Annotated in this window: 16 protein-coding genes; 6 read left to right on the top strand and 10 right to left on the bottom strand. The window is 46.2% G+C overall.

The window, feature by feature from the left end; genetic code table 11:
* Positions 1-96: 96 nt before the first annotated feature.
* The 4 genes from J0K78_RS08510 to J0K78_RS08495 all read right to left on the bottom strand — a co-directional run bounded on the left by J0K78_RS08510 (position 97) and on the right by J0K78_RS08495 (position 4,849).
* Positions 97-1,860, bottom strand: coding sequence for a beta/alpha barrel domain-containing protein (locus tag J0K78_RS08510; RefSeq protein WP_206946279.1), 1,764 nt, complete (start codon positions 1,858-1,860; stop codon positions 97-99).
* Between the two features lie 70 nt (positions 1,861-1,930).
* Positions 1,931-2,956, bottom strand: coding sequence for a ribosome small subunit-dependent GTPase A (gene rsgA / locus J0K78_RS08505; RefSeq protein WP_206946278.1), 1,026 nt, complete (start codon positions 2,954-2,956; stop codon positions 1,931-1,933).
* 155 nt (positions 2,957-3,111) lie between these two features.
* Positions 3,112-3,891, bottom strand: coding sequence for an ABC transporter permease (locus J0K78_RS08500; protein ID WP_115822165.1), 780 nt, complete (start codon positions 3,889-3,891; stop codon positions 3,112-3,114).
* Positions 3,881-4,849, bottom strand: coding sequence for an ATP-binding cassette domain-containing protein (locus tag J0K78_RS08495; RefSeq protein WP_370551096.1), 969 nt, complete (start codon positions 4,847-4,849; stop codon positions 3,881-3,883). Before J0K78_RS08495 ends, J0K78_RS08500 begins: the two co-directional genes overlap by 11 nt.
* A 384-nt stretch (positions 4,850-5,233) precedes the next feature.
* Between J0K78_RS08495 and J0K78_RS08490 the strand changes: the two genes are divergently transcribed.
* A complete protein-coding gene (locus J0K78_RS08490; protein ID WP_206946276.1) occupies positions 5,234-5,482 on the top strand; it encodes a hypothetical protein in 249 nt (82 codons plus the stop codon).
* A 12-nt stretch (positions 5,483-5,494) separates the two neighbouring features.
* On the opposite strand, the gene J0K78_RS08485 is transcribed toward J0K78_RS08490, so the two are convergent.
* Positions 5,495-5,842, bottom strand: coding sequence for a hypothetical protein (locus tag J0K78_RS08485; RefSeq protein ID WP_206946275.1), 348 nt, complete (start codon positions 5,840-5,842; stop codon positions 5,495-5,497).
* Positions 5,843-6,004: 162 nt separating this feature from the next.
* Here J0K78_RS08485 and J0K78_RS08480 point away from each other — a divergent pair, with 162 nt between their 5' ends.
* From J0K78_RS08480 to J0K78_RS08470, 3 genes are read left to right on the top strand one after another with little or no spacing between them, the layout of a single operon-like run.
* Entirely contained in the window at positions 6,005-6,682 is a 678-nt protein-coding gene (locus tag J0K78_RS08480; protein WP_206946274.1) for a hypothetical protein, read from the top strand.
* Between the two features lie 12 nt (positions 6,683-6,694).
* Positions 6,695-7,435, top strand: a complete 741-nt coding sequence (gene nfsA, locus J0K78_RS08475; protein ID WP_206946273.1) for an oxygen-insensitive NADPH nitroreductase — start codon at positions 6,695-6,697, stop codon at positions 7,433-7,435.
* 15 nt (positions 7,436-7,450) lie between these two features.
* The gene (locus J0K78_RS08470) at positions 7,451-8,176 is read left to right on the top strand and encodes an NAD-dependent protein deacylase (RefSeq protein ID WP_206946272.1); all 726 of its coding nucleotides are present in this window, start codon (positions 7,451-7,453) and stop codon (positions 8,174-8,176) included.
* A gap of 79 nt (positions 8,177-8,255) precedes the next feature.
* Here J0K78_RS08470 and J0K78_RS08465 read toward each other — a convergent pair whose 3' ends face one another.
* Both J0K78_RS08465 and dacB read right to left on the bottom strand, forming a co-directional pair.
* Positions 8,256-9,467 carry a cation:proton antiporter gene (locus J0K78_RS08465; protein ID WP_206946271.1) on the bottom strand — a complete coding sequence of 404 codons (1,212 nt, stop codon included), beginning with the start codon at positions 9,465-9,467 and terminating at the stop codon, positions 8,256-8,258.
* A gap of 98 nt (positions 9,468-9,565) precedes the next feature.
* On the bottom strand, positions 9,566-11,062 hold the full coding sequence (gene dacB / locus J0K78_RS08460) for a D-alanyl-D-alanine carboxypeptidase/D-alanyl-D-alanine endopeptidase (RefSeq protein WP_242517773.1): 1,497 nt from the start codon (positions 11,060-11,062) through the stop codon (positions 9,566-9,568).
* Between the two features lie 274 nt (positions 11,063-11,336).
* Between dacB and J0K78_RS08455 the strand changes: the two genes are divergently transcribed.
* Positions 11,337-12,071 carry a poly-gamma-glutamate hydrolase family protein gene (locus J0K78_RS08455; RefSeq protein WP_206946270.1) on the top strand — a complete coding sequence of 245 codons (735 nt, stop codon included), beginning with the start codon at positions 11,337-11,339 and terminating at the stop codon, positions 12,069-12,071.
* Positions 12,072-12,154: 83 nt separating this feature from the next.
* On the opposite strand, the gene J0K78_RS08450 is transcribed toward J0K78_RS08455, so the two are convergent.
* Positions 12,155-12,799, bottom strand: a complete 645-nt coding sequence (locus J0K78_RS08450) for a hypothetical protein (RefSeq protein ID WP_206946269.1) — start codon at positions 12,797-12,799, stop codon at positions 12,155-12,157.
* A 395-nt stretch (positions 12,800-13,194) separates the two neighbouring features.
* Positions 13,195-13,644 carry a hypothetical protein gene (locus tag J0K78_RS08445; protein WP_206946268.1) on the bottom strand — a complete coding sequence of 150 codons (450 nt, stop codon included), beginning with the start codon at positions 13,642-13,644 and terminating at the stop codon, positions 13,195-13,197.
* A 136-nt stretch (positions 13,645-13,780) separates the two neighbouring features.
* Here J0K78_RS08445 and J0K78_RS08440 point away from each other — a divergent pair, with 136 nt between their 5' ends.
* Entirely contained in the window at positions 13,781-14,686 is a 906-nt protein-coding gene (locus J0K78_RS08440; RefSeq protein ID WP_206946267.1) for a VanW family protein, read from the top strand.
* Between the two features lie 72 nt (positions 14,687-14,758).
* Here J0K78_RS08440 and J0K78_RS08435 read toward each other — a convergent pair whose 3' ends face one another.
* Entirely contained in the window at positions 14,759-15,340 is a 582-nt protein-coding gene (locus J0K78_RS08435) for a DUF4256 domain-containing protein (protein WP_206946266.1), read from the bottom strand.
* Positions 15,341-15,373: the final 33 nt, after the last annotated feature.

The following is a 15,373-nucleotide window of genomic DNA, read 5'->3' as shown; positions in this document are numbered from 1 at the left end:
GCGCGACTCACTCTTCATGCGCGCGACTCACTCTTCATGCGCGCGACTCACTCTTCATGCGCGAAAGGTCATCCTCAAATCGGATGACCTTTCGCTTCATTTACTCATTAAATAACGATACGACAGAACCAAGCCTCCAACATAAAACAACAGCGCGATGTAGGCAGGCAGCAAGTGGATGAATGCGGTATAACCGATCATGATATGTACAAAAATCCCTGCAGCAAAGGCAGGCACTCCTCCAATCAGGAACATCCACCAGAACCAGCGTTTCCCCTGATGATAGCCCCACAAAGCACTCATCAGAACGAGAGAGCCAACACTGAACAGGGCACTTCCGAATCCGGCGCGGTCGTGAGCGATGACGGGAATCAACCGATCGTTGAAATTCTCAATCAATTCAGGAGGCATGCACAGGTAGGTAATATCGGTCGGGATAAATACCCCTGTCACTCCGATATAAGATATGATGATCCCCCCGAGGACAAATGAGAAGCCGAGAGCGACGAAGCAAAACTGCCCATAGACTCCTAGGAGCCAAGTTCTATTATTTCTACGATTCTTGGAAGCTGGCTTTCTGGAGAGGCCCCGGGATTTGAACCATCCTGTCACATATAATGGCAGGAGGATCATCCAGAACAACAGGTGCAGCCAGTCAAAATATCCATAACCAATAAAGAAGAGGATCCCTAAAAAGCCTGCAACTGCAGCAAAGTCAATCGCTTGCTTAGCCCATTTCTCTCCTTTTGAAACAGAAAATCTTGATAGCCACATGTAAAGCAGCCCGCCTGAGATCATCGTTCCAGCGAGAGTCATCCGATCGTGGGCCATAAACCAGAGAATCCGTTCATTGAACAATAGCAGTTCTTGGCGGGATATTCCTAGAAACGCTTCATCATAAGGAAGGATCACCGAAGTCAAGCTGAACACCAACGCGAGGATGCCCCCGAGGAAAACTGCCAGCCCGAACAGAAAATACCACATCCAGCCGGTTTCCCCTTCGTGTGTTTCTGTCTTTTCGTCCAACAGCGCCTCGTGAATCCGCTTCGGTAATCCAGGACCTGCATCAACGTATTCAGCAGAGAGGAACACCATGCTGGCGCCCGCAGAAAAGAGAGAGAGCGCATCTTCCGGTTCTTCCACCCCACCGATCGTAATCACATCATAGCCTCTCAACATTACCAATGCCTTCTTATGTTCTTCTAAATTCCCTTCATAAAAAGATTCTTCTAAAATAATGCCTGCAGCTCCTGGAAATCGATCATTGTGAGACACGTTTTTGCTTGGCACTCTTAAAAAAACGGGTTTCCATACTGACAGTCTTTCAACTAATTTCGGCTCCCAATCCTGATGCGCAATACTGAATATCCCGTTAAATCGTTGGAGTGCTTTTGCCATCATCACTATTTCATCCTGCGATCCTTGAAGATGGAAAAGAAAAGGAACGTCTCTCTCCACCTTTTCCAGACGACGCACCGTTCCTTCAAGACCAATCGACTCTCCTTGATGGGGAAGCAGGATACATCCTTCTTTTCGTTCGGGGAAGTCCCCCTTCTGCGGTTCCATTGTCACCGGTCCAACCTCAATCATGCTAAACCCTAAGTTACTGAACGCATTCGTACCCGTTAACCGCGGATCGATTTTTCCAGATAACCCGACAGGGCCACGGACATACTCGTTCCCAATAGACGAGGATAAACTTTCAGAAATCTCCTCCCTGCCTAGAAAATTGATGACATGGCTGCCTCCAGGAAGAGACGCGATCCGGTTCATATTTTTATGTATAAATTCCCTCGAAGTTACAGGGGATATCTTTGAAAGCCATGGTTTGAACAACACATGATAAGACCAATCCGGCATACAATCTTCCTTTACTATAAAATCAAAAACTACATAAGAAAAGAGGTACCGGACCCGGCACCTCTTCTTTCTACTTGATTGCGTTCGGTCCGTGCAGCATGCGGTTTGTGCGATGCGTCCCGTACCGATCTTTCAGCTCGAGCCGCTTCAGCTCCCGTTTCAACTTGTTGTAGCTTTTCAGACGTGCCGCTTCAAGCTCTCCTGCTTCTATTGCCTGTTTCACTGCACATCCTGGTTCTTGTTCATGCTTGCAGTCTCTGAACTTACAGGACGCGCTCAAACGATCGATGTCAGAGAAGGTTTGATCCACCCCTTCTTCATCTCCACCCCATAGCTGCAATTCACGCATACCGGGGGTGTCGATAATATAGGTTCCGTTCGGCAGTTCAAACAGCTCTCTGTGAGTCGTCGTATGCCGTCCGCGCTGATCCTCTTCACGCACACCTTGGGTCACTTGTTTTTCCATGCCGAGCAGGTGATTGATGAGTGTCGATTTTCCAACACCTGAGGATCCTACAAGAGATATCGTTTCGCCCGCACGTATTTCAGTGCCAAGCTCATCCATTCCTTCCCCTGTCAAACTATCGACCGCATAGACAGGAACGCCAGGTGCCACACTTTCGACTTCAGTGATATGATCAGGAACTGTACCGCACAAGTCTCTTTTTGTTAAAACTACGACAGGGCTTGCGCCGCTCTCATAGATCTGCTGTACATATCGTTCGATTCTTCTCACGTTGAATTCCTGGGTCAAAGCGGTGACGATAAATACGGTATCCACGTTCGCCGCAATGATTTGCTCCTGGTGACTTCCTCCCGCTTTTTTCCTGGACAATGTTGTTCTTCGGTTCAGGACGCGGTGGATCTTTGCACGTGCTCCATCATCATAAGGTTCAAAAACCACCCAATCCCCGACGGCCGGGTAATCTTTGTCCAGCTGGACTGTATGATGAAACCTTCCGGATACTTCACCGTTTCGCTCCTGTTCATCATCCACGACGGTGTATAAGCCGTGAGTCAGACGGGAGATTCTTCCGATCTGTTCCCCTTCATTCTTCTGAGCTTTAAAAAATTCTGTACAATCGTTCCGTTTCATTCGATTCCTCCTGAGTATTTGGAGGACGTTACGAGTGATGTCCTCCGTGATTTGATTGATTTGCATGGATTAAAATGGTTACGTTTGCCATAAAACATCACTCCTAACTTTTTAATTAGTTCTATTATATCAGAATTTTTTGCCAGTGATCAGATTTATCCACGGGAAACCGCTTTTTTCGCAGAAATGGCTGCAAATGTAATCGTGATGGTGCACACAATGACGATCGCGAATACCCCCTGCATCAAGTCCCAGAATACCCAGCCATCGATCAGGGCCGTCCGCATACTTTCGAAAATATACGTCGTCGGGTTGATGGTGGCTGCGATTTTCAGCCATTGGGCTTCAATCAGTTCATACGGAACAAACGTCGTGCTTAGAAAAATAAGCGGGAAAAAGATGAACGTTCCGGCCTGAGCCGCCTGGGCGTTTCCTGTCCGAAGGGCAACTCCAGCTGAATATCCGGCGAATGCAAGGCCCCATCCGACCGCAATAAGCAGTACGAACAGTATGCCGCCAAAGCCTGTCACCACTTCTAGTCCAAGCAGAAAGGCGATGCCTATAATAAGCAACGTCTGCACAACGAGCTGAAGCATTCCGGCAATAATCGGTCCAAGAACAATCGCAAGTCTTGAGGCAGGTGTCAGCAGCAGCCGTGAGAAAAAACCATTCTCAATGTCTTTCACGATGCTCTGCCCGGCCCCACCTGCTCCACCAATGGCAGCCGAAACGATGGATACAGGAAGAATGAATGCCAAATAATTCGCTCCTTCAAAAGTCGGGAGCTGGGAAATCCCGCTCAACCCGCCTTCATAAACGAGGAGGAAAAAAGCAGAGATAATCAGGTTCGGGATAAAAGAAAACGGATTACGCAGTGTTGTTTTTATGTTTCTTACGGTCATGAGCCATGTATCTTTCCATAAGTTATTGCCCATCTGCTCTCACTCCTTCCTTTTTCTCACTCGTAATTTTCAGGAAGATATCATCCAAGGTTGGTGATGAGAGCTGGATATCTTCGATTTCGTAGCCTTCCTGGTCAAACAGGCGGACGACTTCAAGCAGCTGCTTCGTTCCTTCTTCCACGTAAATGAGCACCTTATTCTGACGACTGATGACGTCCACGTCTGTCATTTGCCCACGTAAGTACTCGACAGCCTGGGATTGCTGGTTTTCGTCTTTCAATGTAAGTGTGATCAGATCATTCCCGATTTGAGCTTTCAAATCTTTCGGAGTCCCTGTCGCAACAATCTCTCCATCATTGATGATGCTGATGCGGTGGGCAAGCGAATCGGCTTCTTCTAAATACTGGGTAGTAAGGAAAATGGTCGTGCCGACTTCTTCATTCAGTCGCCGCAATTCCTCCCAGATCGCCATTCGATTGGAAGGGTCGAGACCTGTGGTCGGTTCATCAAGAAAAAGGATTTTCGGTTCATTGACGAGTGTCAAAGCGAGGTCAAGCCGCCTGCGCATCCCACCTGAATAGTTTCCGATTCTACGTTCTGCTGCTTCCGTCAATTGCACAATCTCCAACAGTTCCTGCGCCCTCTTCTTTCCGTCTTCTTTACGAAACCCAAAAATGTTCGCTTGAAGTTCAATCATCTCCCTGCCTGTCAGGTCAGGATCGACGCCTGTTTCCTGCAAGGCTACCCCGATATAGCGTCTCACTTTCTCAGGGTCTTGAATGACGTCATGACCAGCCACTTCTGCTTTTCCAGAAGTAGCGTTGATGAGTGTGGTCAAAATCTGTACGGTTGTTGATTTACCTGCACCGTTCGGCCCAAGGAATGCAAAAAATTCTCCCTCCTTCACTTCAAAGGAAACATCTTTTACCGCTTGGACATTTCCTTTTTTGAACGTCTTGGTTAAGTGTTCTACAACGATTTTTCCGTTCACTACAATCCCTCCAGTCAACATTTCTTACCTTAACTATATACAAAAGTCCCACCATAATCATTTTTGCAAACTAATATCAACACACACGCATACACTACTACATGTTAGAACGTCCCCTTTAGTGGTTTGTGATAGGTCGATACTTCGGCAACTTACATCAAATCGGTAGCAGAAGGGAATCTTCTCGAATCTTAAATAATATACAGAATTTTAGGAATTTAGACTCAGAGGTTTGAAACTGTTTCAAGCGGGGAATTTTTATTTTTACGTCGACAAGGAAAACCGCCAAAACTAGACGGTTTTCACGGTTGAAACAGCGTTTCAAAACGTGATAGAATCTTAAATAATAAGAATTTTCAGAATATATTTCAGGAGGTGAATACCATGGAACTCACTCAATTGTATCCTTGGTTGATGCCGGCCCTTTTGATCATCAGTATCGGTACGTTGTTTGCTTCATACTTAGCGTTTAGAGCAGAAAAATACATGATGTTGGTGGCGTTTGGGATGGTACAGACGCTGGTTAGTACAATGCTCGCGACGAGTGTCGGGCCGCTTTTGTTCGGAATTGGGTTGACGCAATTTTATGTAGGAATCGTCAACATGAAAAAGGTGAAAGGCTATGAGACATGAGAAATCATTGTCTTATAGTTCTTTCACCTTTTTTTCTATATACAAACAAAGGTCACCGAGTGTTGTGAATTGGTCTAATTCTCCATAGGGAGGCAGCTCCTGATGAGTGTTCAGAGTGAGCTCCCAATGTTGAACGAGGGCGGCAAAGGCATCCAGGAATGCAGCCCGGTCATTATTAAAAATGGCGGCAAGTTGAATATTTGTCGTTAAATGCTCCAGCGGATGTTCGTAGGTTTCCTCGCTGTACAAATGAACATAGTAAACAACGCTTCGATAAATCGCTACCGTTGTTCTCGGGTCCTGGACCTTCTTCTTTTCCTTCTTCGACTGAAAAGCTTTGAAGCTGTAGATTTCTCCCATTACCCCCACCTCACTCTTTTTCCTATGAAGATATATTTCTTTTTTTCTATCCTTTATTCCTTTAAGAATGCGGATAAACTTTTGTAAAAGTTTCACCCTCATGAATGTGTGCCTGTTGTGGTATCCTGTAGAAAAGAGGTTTTTTAAGTGAGGGAATGACCTATGATAAAGAAAAACGTGTGGTGGATCGGCTTACTCCTCCTTTTGATGGTCGGATGCAGCTCGAATGCAGAAGCAGAAGACTCGTTGAATAGGAAACCACTTGAAGGGGACGCTCCCCTCATAGAAGAAGAAAAAGCTGAAAATAGTGGCGACAAAATGCAGCTCACTGTCGATGGATCTTCCTACCCATTCACGCCCAAAGACTATCCCATTCTATCTCAATATGTACATAATTTTGATCAACCAGCCCAAAAACTGCAAGAGCTACCTTTTTCTAATATAGCAGAGAATCAGTATTTGGTGGAGTTTGCCTGTCATGAACAGCGCTGCTCGCATTTGATGATTGATTTCGAACAGAAGCACTCCTTTTTAATGAGTGATCTGAGCAAACTGGTCTCAAGTCACGTTTCTCCTGACAAGCGGTATGTGGCTTTCCTTTTCGAACGTACGTATGAGGAGCAGGCGAAGCATCAGCTTGTCGTGATGGATCGTGATACGCTTGAGCCTATTGAACTTGAAGCCGTAGGAGATCATCTCCTGCCGAAACCGAATCAGTATCAATACACCATTCATTCTGTTACTTTTATGGATGAAGAACGATTGCAAATCACCAGTAGCGATCCAATGGCTGGTATTGATTCCGAGGACTCGGTTCAGACACATTGGATTTACAAATAGGAGGACTCGATGATGAATGAAACGATTGAAACACTATTAAATCACCGGTCGATTCGGAAATTCAAAGATACCCCGGTCACTGACGAGCAGCTGAGCACCATTTTATCAGCGGCCCAGCAAGCGTCTACTTCGAGCTATATGATGGCTTATACCATCATCGGGGTGACAGATGAAAAGAAAAAAGCCCAACTCGCTGAAATCACCGGTCAAGGATATGTGAAAGATAACGGCCACTTGATGATTTTCTGTGCCGATCTTTACCGTCATACCCTGCACGCCTCTTCAGAGCAGTATGAAGAGATGCTTACAAACCTTGAGAACAGTGAACATTTCCTCGTTTCTGCCATTGACGCTGCGCTTGCTGCCCAGAACGCGGCCATTGCTGCGGAATCGATGGGGCTCGGGATTTGCTATATCGGAAGCATCCGAAACCAGCTCGATAAAGTCGATGAAATCCTTGGGCTACCTAAACACGTTCTTCCGCTTTTCGGGATGGTCCTTGGTGAACCTGATCACCAGCCTGACAAAAAGCCGCGACTACCGAAAGAAGCGGTTTATTTTGAAAATGAATACAAGCGCGATCACAAAGATGAACTTGGGGCCTTTGATGAGAAAATCGCCGCCTACTATCAGTCCCGTCAGACGAACACAAGAAATGACTCCTGGACCGATCAAATGCTGCGCCGGTTCACAAAACCGATGCGGATGGACGTAACCAGTATCGTCAAAAAGAAAGGCTTTAACAAGCAGTAAGAGGAGATTTCGTCTATGCATGAAACCATTGCTCTCCACATAAAATCTGCAGAACAGATCGCTGTTCTCACAGGTGCCGGGGTATCGACCGCAAGCGGTATCCCTGATTTCCGCTCAAGTGAAGGAATATGGACAGAAAATCATGATCGCGAGTTTTACATGTCCACGGATTACTTTTTCCATGATCCCGAAGACTTCTGGAAAAAATATAAAGCGATCTTCCGGATGAAACTGTTGAAAAACTACCAGCCGAACCTTGTCCATCAGTTCATCAAGGAATTGGAAACCGAGGAACGGGAAGTATCCGTCATTACGCAAAACGTCGATGGGCTTCATTCGCTCGCCGGCAGCTCCCGTGTCCTTGAATATCATGGGACATTGAACCGGTCGAGCTGTCCGGCCTGCAGCCGCTCCTATTCTTTGGATGATATCATGAGAGTAGCTGTACCAGTATGCGAGGACTGCGGCACCGTTTTGAAACCGGATGTCCTTCTGTTTGGTGACATGATTACGGCTCATGATGAGGCCGAATCGATCATAGAGAAAGCGGACCTTTTGCTCGTCATGGGCACATCGCTTTTCGTGACTCCATTCAACCTGCTGCCGTATCTTGCCTATGAACAGGAAAACACGACAACCGTTCTCATCAACAATGAACCAACAGAGAAGGACCGTCTTTTTGACTATGTCCTGCATGAAGATTTATCAGAAGCCCTATCGAAAATCAAAGAAAAGATGTAATAAAAAAGCCTCCTTCGATGATTCGTCAAAGGAGGCTTTTTCCATTATCTGTATGACCTGGTACACCAAATTATGGTAACTAAGCAAGACCAAGTTTTTTGATGACGGGTTTCAGGGTCAGTCCCTGGACGATCAATGAGAAAAGGACGACGGAAAAGGTGAGCAGCAGCACTTGTTCGCGTCCGTCAAATTCCATGGGTAGACTTAAAGCGAGAGCGATGGAGAGACTCCCTCTCAAACCACCCCAGTTGATGAGGATTCTTTCTTTCGAAGACAAGCCTTTGACCCATCCTGTCCCGATGTACACGGCTATGGTACGTCCCACCAGTACAATGGCGATCGCCCCTACGATATATCCCCAGTTGCCGGCAAGATCGATGTTCCGTATCTCAAGGCCGACCATCAGGAAGATCAGAGCATTCGCAAGCAAGGTGACACTATCCCAGAAAGTATTGAGGTTGGTCTTCGTTTCTTCTGACATTCCGATCTTCGCTCCATAATCGCCGAAAACGAATCCACCGACGACCACAGCGATGACCCCTGATGTATGGAAGTGCTCAGCTATGAAGTAACTTCCGAAAAACAGCAGGGCACTGAAGGCAACTTCCAGCGGATAATCGTCATAGACACGGATGACTTGAGAGAACACATAACCTAAGATCAGGCCGATAAAAGCACCACCGACCGCGAATTTCAAGAACATGAATACCCCGCTGCCGAGCCCGGCCCAGCCCATTTCAATGTAGGTGAGCAGGTAGATGCTGGCGATTTTGAAGAGTACGACGGCTATGCCGTCATTGAATAGTGACTCTCCTTCCATAATCGTCGACATTTTTTGTTTCACTCCAAGAGACTTGAAAATGGAAAGCACACTGATCGGATCGGTCGCACTCATCAGCGCAGCAAATGTAAAGGCGACCGCAAGCGGCAAGTCCAATAAGAAATAAGCCCCGGCCCCAATAGTGAGCGAGGATATGAACGTCCCCAAAAAGGCGAGCCCCATGACTGTTTTCTTTTGTGAAAATAGATGGTGAAAAGGAAGCTTCAATGTCGCATCCCCTAACAGGATCGGAAGAAACAGCGAAATGACGGTCGCTTGGAACACTTCCGATTGTGTAATATAGCTTTCCGCTTCCTCAATGAACGGGAGCTGAGTCAACCCGAGAACCAGACCAACCAGAACAAGAGCGATCGAGTCCGGTTCTTTCAAAAGCTTGGCGATAGCGATAACGGTGACAGAGATGGCGAGTAACAGTAGAATTTGAATAAAAACATCATGAAATCCGTGCATGAGAACCCTCCCGGTAAGAAATGAGCTACAGTTAGTCTTTCCCTTCTTGGCCGGCCCTTACCCATAAAAAACGGGCGTAAGGAATGCCGGCGCTTCTGTTATTCTTTCACTGACAGCACATGCTCTGAAAGGATGACTGCTAATTGGTCTTCGATCTCGTCCACATCTTCCGACAAGAAATGATTGAACACCATCGCAAAAATCAGGGGCTCCCCATCTTTTGTAGTGACATACCCGGAAAGCGAAGAAACACCTGTCAACGTCCCTGTTTTCGCACGGACATTCCCTTCCGCCCCGGTATCCTGCATTCTCTCACGCAACGTGCCCCCTACAAATCTCTCTTCATTCCCAGCGACAGGCAGCGATTGTCGGAATGCAGGGAACCATTCTCTTTGTTGAACCTGGAAGAGCAGCTGGGAGATTTCATGCGCGGGAATGAAATTGGTCGCAGACATTCCTGACCCATCATTCAGCTGTACAGTATCCATGTTCACCCCTAAACGACGCATTTCCGCTTCAACCACATCCATTCCCTTCTCCCAACTCCCTTCATCATGGACGACCCTGCCCATTTCCTTTACTAATGCTTCCGCATGACCGTTGTTACTCAATTTCATAAAGGGAAGAAACAACTCTTTCAGAGGCATGGACGCATGCTCATACAAGCGTGTGGCGTGTTCAGGGGTTTCTGCAATTTTAGTGGATGAACCCTTTACCCGTATGCCTTCTTTCACTAACGAGTTATGAAAAAGTTCATGCACGAGCCCTGTTGGTTCAAAAACGGCAATCCAAGACTTCGAAACAGGATCATCGATCTCCATTGCTCCCTCAATGATGATGGTGTTGGTCCCGTGCTCCCTCTCAACCTTTAATTCCTCTTCTTTCTTTGTATTTCCGGTTTTTGTCCTATTCACGATCTTGACATATTCATTATCAGGGGTGACTTTGACAGTCGCCGGCTTCCCTTCTTTATTTGCAGGAGAGACAGTAATCAGCACGGTCCCTGCATCATAATCATCATCCGGGGATAAAGTCAGAGCAGACACTTGAGCCGCGTAGTATTCACTTTCCTCTGACCATTGAATTCCATGAGATAAACGGATATTGTCATACCACGTATCATCCACCAGGACGTCTCCTGTAATTTCCCGGACTCCCTTTTCCCGTAAAAAAGAAACCATAGCCCTCAAGTCTTTCTCCATTAGGGTCGGATCCCCTTTTCCTTTCAAATACAAGTTTCCTTTCAACCTGCCATCCTCGATTTCCCCATCCGTCCACATTTCTGTAGTAAACGTGTACTCAGGCCCAAGCGTTTCCAAGGCGGCAGCTCCTGTAAACAATTTTGTATTCGATGCGGGCGTCAGACGCAAATGAGCGTTTTTCTCATAAACCACCTCGCCTGACTCGGCATGGCGAATGCTTACTCCTGCCACCGCTCCATGAAGAACTTCATTCTCTAACACATGATCGATTTTTTCTTTCAATGCCGTCTCCCCTTCCGAGACCTCCCTTTCCTGTTCCGCTGAATTGAAAAACAACATCATAAGAACGGTAAGAAAAGGAATGACCAGCTGCATTCTCTTTGATGTAGACATCTTTATGTACAGGCCTCCTAAAAATCTTGACTACATTCATAGTAGCAGAGCAGTCAGATTTTGTAACTTTCTCTCCTCTTCTATCGTGCCACATGTTCCATGCGATTATGATGCTTTCCAAAACAAGCGGAGGTTGCAAGTCCTTACTTGCCCCATAACCTGTATGTCTTACTTATCCACCCAATTCCCCTTCATTTCCTTTCTTCATCAAGCATATTGTTATCCATATGCCTTCATCATTGATAGAGTACCTTTAGAAGGAAGAGGTGTAGAGATGAAGCTGAAACTTGTCCTGACCGTGGCTGTTTCGATTGCAGCCGTGCTATGGTTTTTAAATGATGGAAAAGAAGAGAAATCAAAAATGACAGAAGACGACTGTTCCGGGGATCGTTTCTGTTCATTTGAGGAGTTGAAGGAAGTCTATAAAGAAGGGGAAGACTGGGTTATTGCCACGAGTTCAAAGGGCAATCAGCAATGGCTGGTCAGCGCCATCCACGGTGGCGGGATTGAAGAAACGACCTCCTCCCTTGCCGAGGCGATTGCAGGAGATGATTATCCCTATTACGCATTTAAAGGAAGGTTAGCGTCTAATAATTTCAGAAACTTACATATTACCTCCACAAACTTTGATGAACCCCAGGCACTGGAAATGGTGGGGAAGGCCGATTATCACATTTCCATTCATGGGGCAGGTGGTGATGAGCCAATGACTCTCATCGGTGGCCGGGATCAAAAGTTTATGAAAATCGTAGAGCAGCATTTAGAGGAAAAGGGATTTTCCGTCGAAGAAGCTCCTGAACACCTGGACGGTGACCACCCTGACAACTACGTCAACAAGACGAGGACAGAGAAAGGCGTACAGCTTGAGATTACGCGTGCGCAAAGGAAGGCGTTTTATAAGGACGGAGACATCAGTTACTCCTCAAGGAAAGAAACTTCTAATGAGACGGAAGATTTTAAAGCCTATGTTGAAGCCATCCAGGAAGCGATGGAAGAATATCAGGAATAACAACCGCCACATGAAAACGCTCCACCATCAAGTGGAGCGTTTCTTTGCTTATAGAATATGCTCTTTGCTGAAAGCACTTCACTTCAACCTTCCTTCCAGTCTAACTCTCCATTTTCAATCACTTGCAAAAGCCTATTCCGGCCTTCTATTTCATATTCACCGCCCACATCCTCACCGTCTATACTCCCCAAAATACGAATAGCCTCTTGTCCGACAATGATCTGAACCTCGTCTCCATAAGAGGCACCCTGAATCCATATGGAATAGAAATGTTGGGAGAGCCCTTCATCCGAGGTCACTAACGTCATATTGGAGGACCTTTCTAAAATTCTCATCATCTCATCTGGTTTTTCCAACGTGACGGATTTGAACGGCCGCCCCCTTTCCCTATAGATCTTCATTTCCGAAATGACTTGTGCTGAGGTTATTTCATCCGGAAGCGCTGCACCAAATGATGTCGTCTTCGGCTTGTTTACAAAATAAAATAAAACAGGAGCCGCAAGAACAAAAGCCAGCACGATTCCTGTCACCCCTTTTGCTTTTATCCTGAAGAGCAAGGATAAAAAAGTTAAAAGAGCCGCTCCTATCAAGCTAATCAATAGAATGATGTTCCCTACTTCTACATCATCTTTGAAATATACCCCTGCCAATCCAACACCAATTAGTGTCACCACCGTCAAAATCGGAAGCACGATGAGCAATGCTTTGCGCAAACGTTCGTCGATCAAGAAAAGATTCCTCCCTTCTTTCATCCGCTGAGATGAAGCCCATGGGCTGCTCTCCAATTCTTCGTAACAAATCACTACTGGAAAATTTAAAGAGAAACTTCAGAAAAGCCCCTCTGATTGGAAAGCACGATGAGGGCCAAGTCCGTGAAGGAATGCTCCCTGGATGTTCCTTTGCTTATTTTTTCATCTTTTTAAATCCACCGATAGCTATGAAAATGATAAAGAACAAAATCACCCACGAGCCAATCCCCATATTTTCTCCCTCCCCCAAGTATTCATCGACTTTTTTACGTTCAAGGAGCTCGAAAGGTTTCAACTTCCTGCCCATTTCCTGATGAACGGGGGCGGCTATGTAAATGTGGAAGTATTGGTGGACCACTTTCGTCTGACGATGACTAATAGAGGGTACCCTCCAAAATTTCTTGAATGTCGCCCAAGTGGCGGATCAGTGATAATCCTGATACAAAAACATAAAAACCACTGAGCACAAGCACTTTCTTCAATGATTGACCTTTCCAGACCTCCATCCCGAGCCAGAAAACCGCTACCATGATCGAAGTGAAAAAGAGATGGTACTCCATAGCTTGTCTCTCAATGCGATCGACCAGTGCTTTCGCTTTCCATTCATCCTCTTCAGGCGCTTGATAGGTGATCCTCTCTTCTGCAATGCCCCACGTATTCAAAGACTGTAGCACGACCGTGTTCTCCTGCTTTTTCACGACTTCATAACCGAGCGGAGAATACCCGAGCGGATAAGCGAGAATATAGGAAAAGAAAAAGGCGGCCATCAAAAACGCAAGGTATAGGAGAATTCGTCTGACTTTATTTAGTAACTCTTCACTCAAGGTCATCCCTCCTTTCTTTCTTTCCTTCCTTTCCATACGATTCAAAGGAATAATCGTTTCATACACACACCCAAAGATACAATTTTCACATGTTTCTTCTCCCTCCTACTCATACTAACTTCAGGAGGAATCAGGAATGAAAATTGCCATCTTATCCCTTTGCTTATTAATCACTGCACCCTTCATTCAGGAAGAGCATCTAACCATCACGGACGACGGGAAAGAATTGATGACTATAAATCGAAAAAAATTCCAGGATGAGATGTTGGGAAAGCCTTTTGTCGATCAGGAGAAAACCGCGCAGTTGATCGAACAATTGGAAGATAAAATCAACCGTGAGCCCGTTGCTGCGAAAATCGGAAAAGCGGATGAAATCATCCCGGGCAAACCGGGATCCAAAGTGGATGTGCGTACATTTACCGAAGAGCTGTACCGCTACCTCCACGCAACCGGGCCATCTTCGATCCAGGTACCTACACTACCTGCTCATCCAAGAGTCGATAGTGAACTGCTCGCAACAATACGCACAAAACAAATCGGCCAGTATGTGACCTATTTCAATAAAAATAATCAAGAACGCTCCCACAATATCCGACTGGCTGCAGAGGCCCTGGACAGTCATGTCGTCTTTCCCGGCGAGGTCTTTTCTTTCAATAAAGTTGTAGGAAAAAGGACGATGGAAAAGGGATATAAGAAAGCCCCGGTCATCGTCAAAGGAGAAGTGTCGGAAGGCATCGGAGGAGGCATCTGTCAGTTATCTTCCACCCTGTTCAACTCCGTGGACAAAGCCGGCGTGAAGATCATGGAACGCTATTCACACAGCAAGCGCGTGCCTTATGTTCCGGAAGGACGAGATGCGACGGTAAGCTGGTATGGTCCGGATTTCACATTTAAAAACCCTTATAATCAGCCTATATTGATCCGGTCGAAAGTGTATGGAGGACAGATGATTGTCAAAGTGTATTCTTCTGATGTAATCAATATTGAACCGAATGATGTCCCTGATGCGAGCAAACAGCTTCCGGAAGAGATGTATCAATAACGGAAACGCCTATCGAAAAAGCCACCCCCTCCTTTAAATCAGCGGAGAGGCTGGCTTTTTTTCAAAAAACAATTAGACAAGCAATGAACCTCGGAAGCCTCTCGCCTTATAGTAGGACTCTGCTCCGTTGTGGTACAAAAAGACATGATTGTAGCGACGATCGCAGAAAAGCGCTCCGCCAAGTTCTCTGACCTTCTCAGGGGTGGAGACCCAGCTCGAGGTCTTTAAATCGAATTCCCCTAATTCCTGCAGCATCCGGTACTGTTCTTCGGTCAATAGATCGATTCCCATCGACGTGGCCAGCTCCATCGCGCTGGTTTCAGGTTTATACTTCTTGCGGGATTCCAAGGCGGCACGATCGTAACACACACTTCTCCGGCCTTTAGGACTTTCCTTGGAACAATCATAAAAAATGTAAGCGTCTTTTTCTTGATCGTAATCGACAACATCCGGTTCGCCGCCGGTTCTTTCCATTTCGTTAAGGGACCAAAGTTTCCCAGGGTTCCCCTCAAGTTTGGCCACGACTTCCGCCCATTCAAGCTCCTCATGGCGTCCCTTATTCTTTTCAAAGCGTGCTTTTAAAACGTTGAGCAACGCTTCCTTCTCTTCAAGTGATAACACCTTTTTATTCCTAGTCCCCGTTTCCTTTGTCATGATCGTTCCTCCCTTATGTTTCAATCAGATATT

The sequence above is a fragment of the Halobacillus sp. GSS1 genome (assembly GCF_017307035.1).
GTDB classification, from domain to species: domain Bacteria; phylum Bacillota; class Bacilli; order Bacillales; family Halobacillaceae; genus Halobacillus; species Halobacillus litoralis.
This window is presented reverse-complemented; position numbering and strand designations above follow the sequence as displayed.

Excerpts from the sequence above, each read along its gene's own strand:
- J0K78_RS08485 (WP_206946275.1), bottom strand. The coding sequence starts at position 5,842 with ATGGGAGAAATCTACAGCTTCAAAGCTTTTCAGTCGAAGAAGGAAAAG.
- J0K78_RS08465 (WP_206946271.1), bottom strand. The coding sequence starts at position 9,467 with ATGCACGGATTTCATGATGTTTTTATTCAAATTCTACTGTTACTCGCC.
- rsgA (WP_206946278.1), bottom strand. The coding sequence starts at position 2,956 with ATGAAACGGAACGATTGTACAGAATTTTTTAAAGCTCAGAAGAATGAA.
- nfsA (WP_206946273.1), top strand. The coding sequence starts at position 6,695 with ATGAATGAAACGATTGAAACACTATTAAATCACCGGTCGATTCGGAAA.
- J0K78_RS08500 (WP_115822165.1), bottom strand. The coding sequence starts at position 3,891 with ATGGGCAATAACTTATGGAAAGATACATGGCTCATGACCGTAAGAAAC.
- dacB (WP_242517773.1), bottom strand. The coding sequence starts at position 11,062 with ATGTCTACATCAAAGAGAATGCAGCTGGTCATTCCTTTTCTTACCGTT.
- J0K78_RS08440 (WP_206946267.1), top strand. The coding sequence starts at position 13,781 with ATGAAAATTGCCATCTTATCCCTTTGCTTATTAATCACTGCACCCTTC.
- J0K78_RS08490 (WP_206946276.1), top strand. The coding sequence starts at position 5,234 with ATGGAACTCACTCAATTGTATCCTTGGTTGATGCCGGCCCTTTTGATC.
- J0K78_RS08435 (WP_206946266.1), bottom strand. The coding sequence starts at position 15,340 with ATGACAAAGGAAACGGGGACTAGGAATAAAAAGGTGTTATCACTTGAA.
- J0K78_RS08480 (WP_206946274.1), top strand. The coding sequence starts at position 6,005 with ATGATAAAGAAAAACGTGTGGTGGATCGGCTTACTCCTCCTTTTGATG.
- J0K78_RS08470 (WP_206946272.1), top strand. The coding sequence starts at position 7,451 with ATGCATGAAACCATTGCTCTCCACATAAAATCTGCAGAACAGATCGCT.
- J0K78_RS08455 (WP_206946270.1), top strand. The coding sequence starts at position 11,337 with ATGAAGCTGAAACTTGTCCTGACCGTGGCTGTTTCGATTGCAGCCGTG.
- J0K78_RS08510 (WP_206946279.1), bottom strand. The coding sequence starts at position 1,860 with ATGCCGGATTGGTCTTATCATGTGTTGTTCAAACCATGGCTTTCAAAG.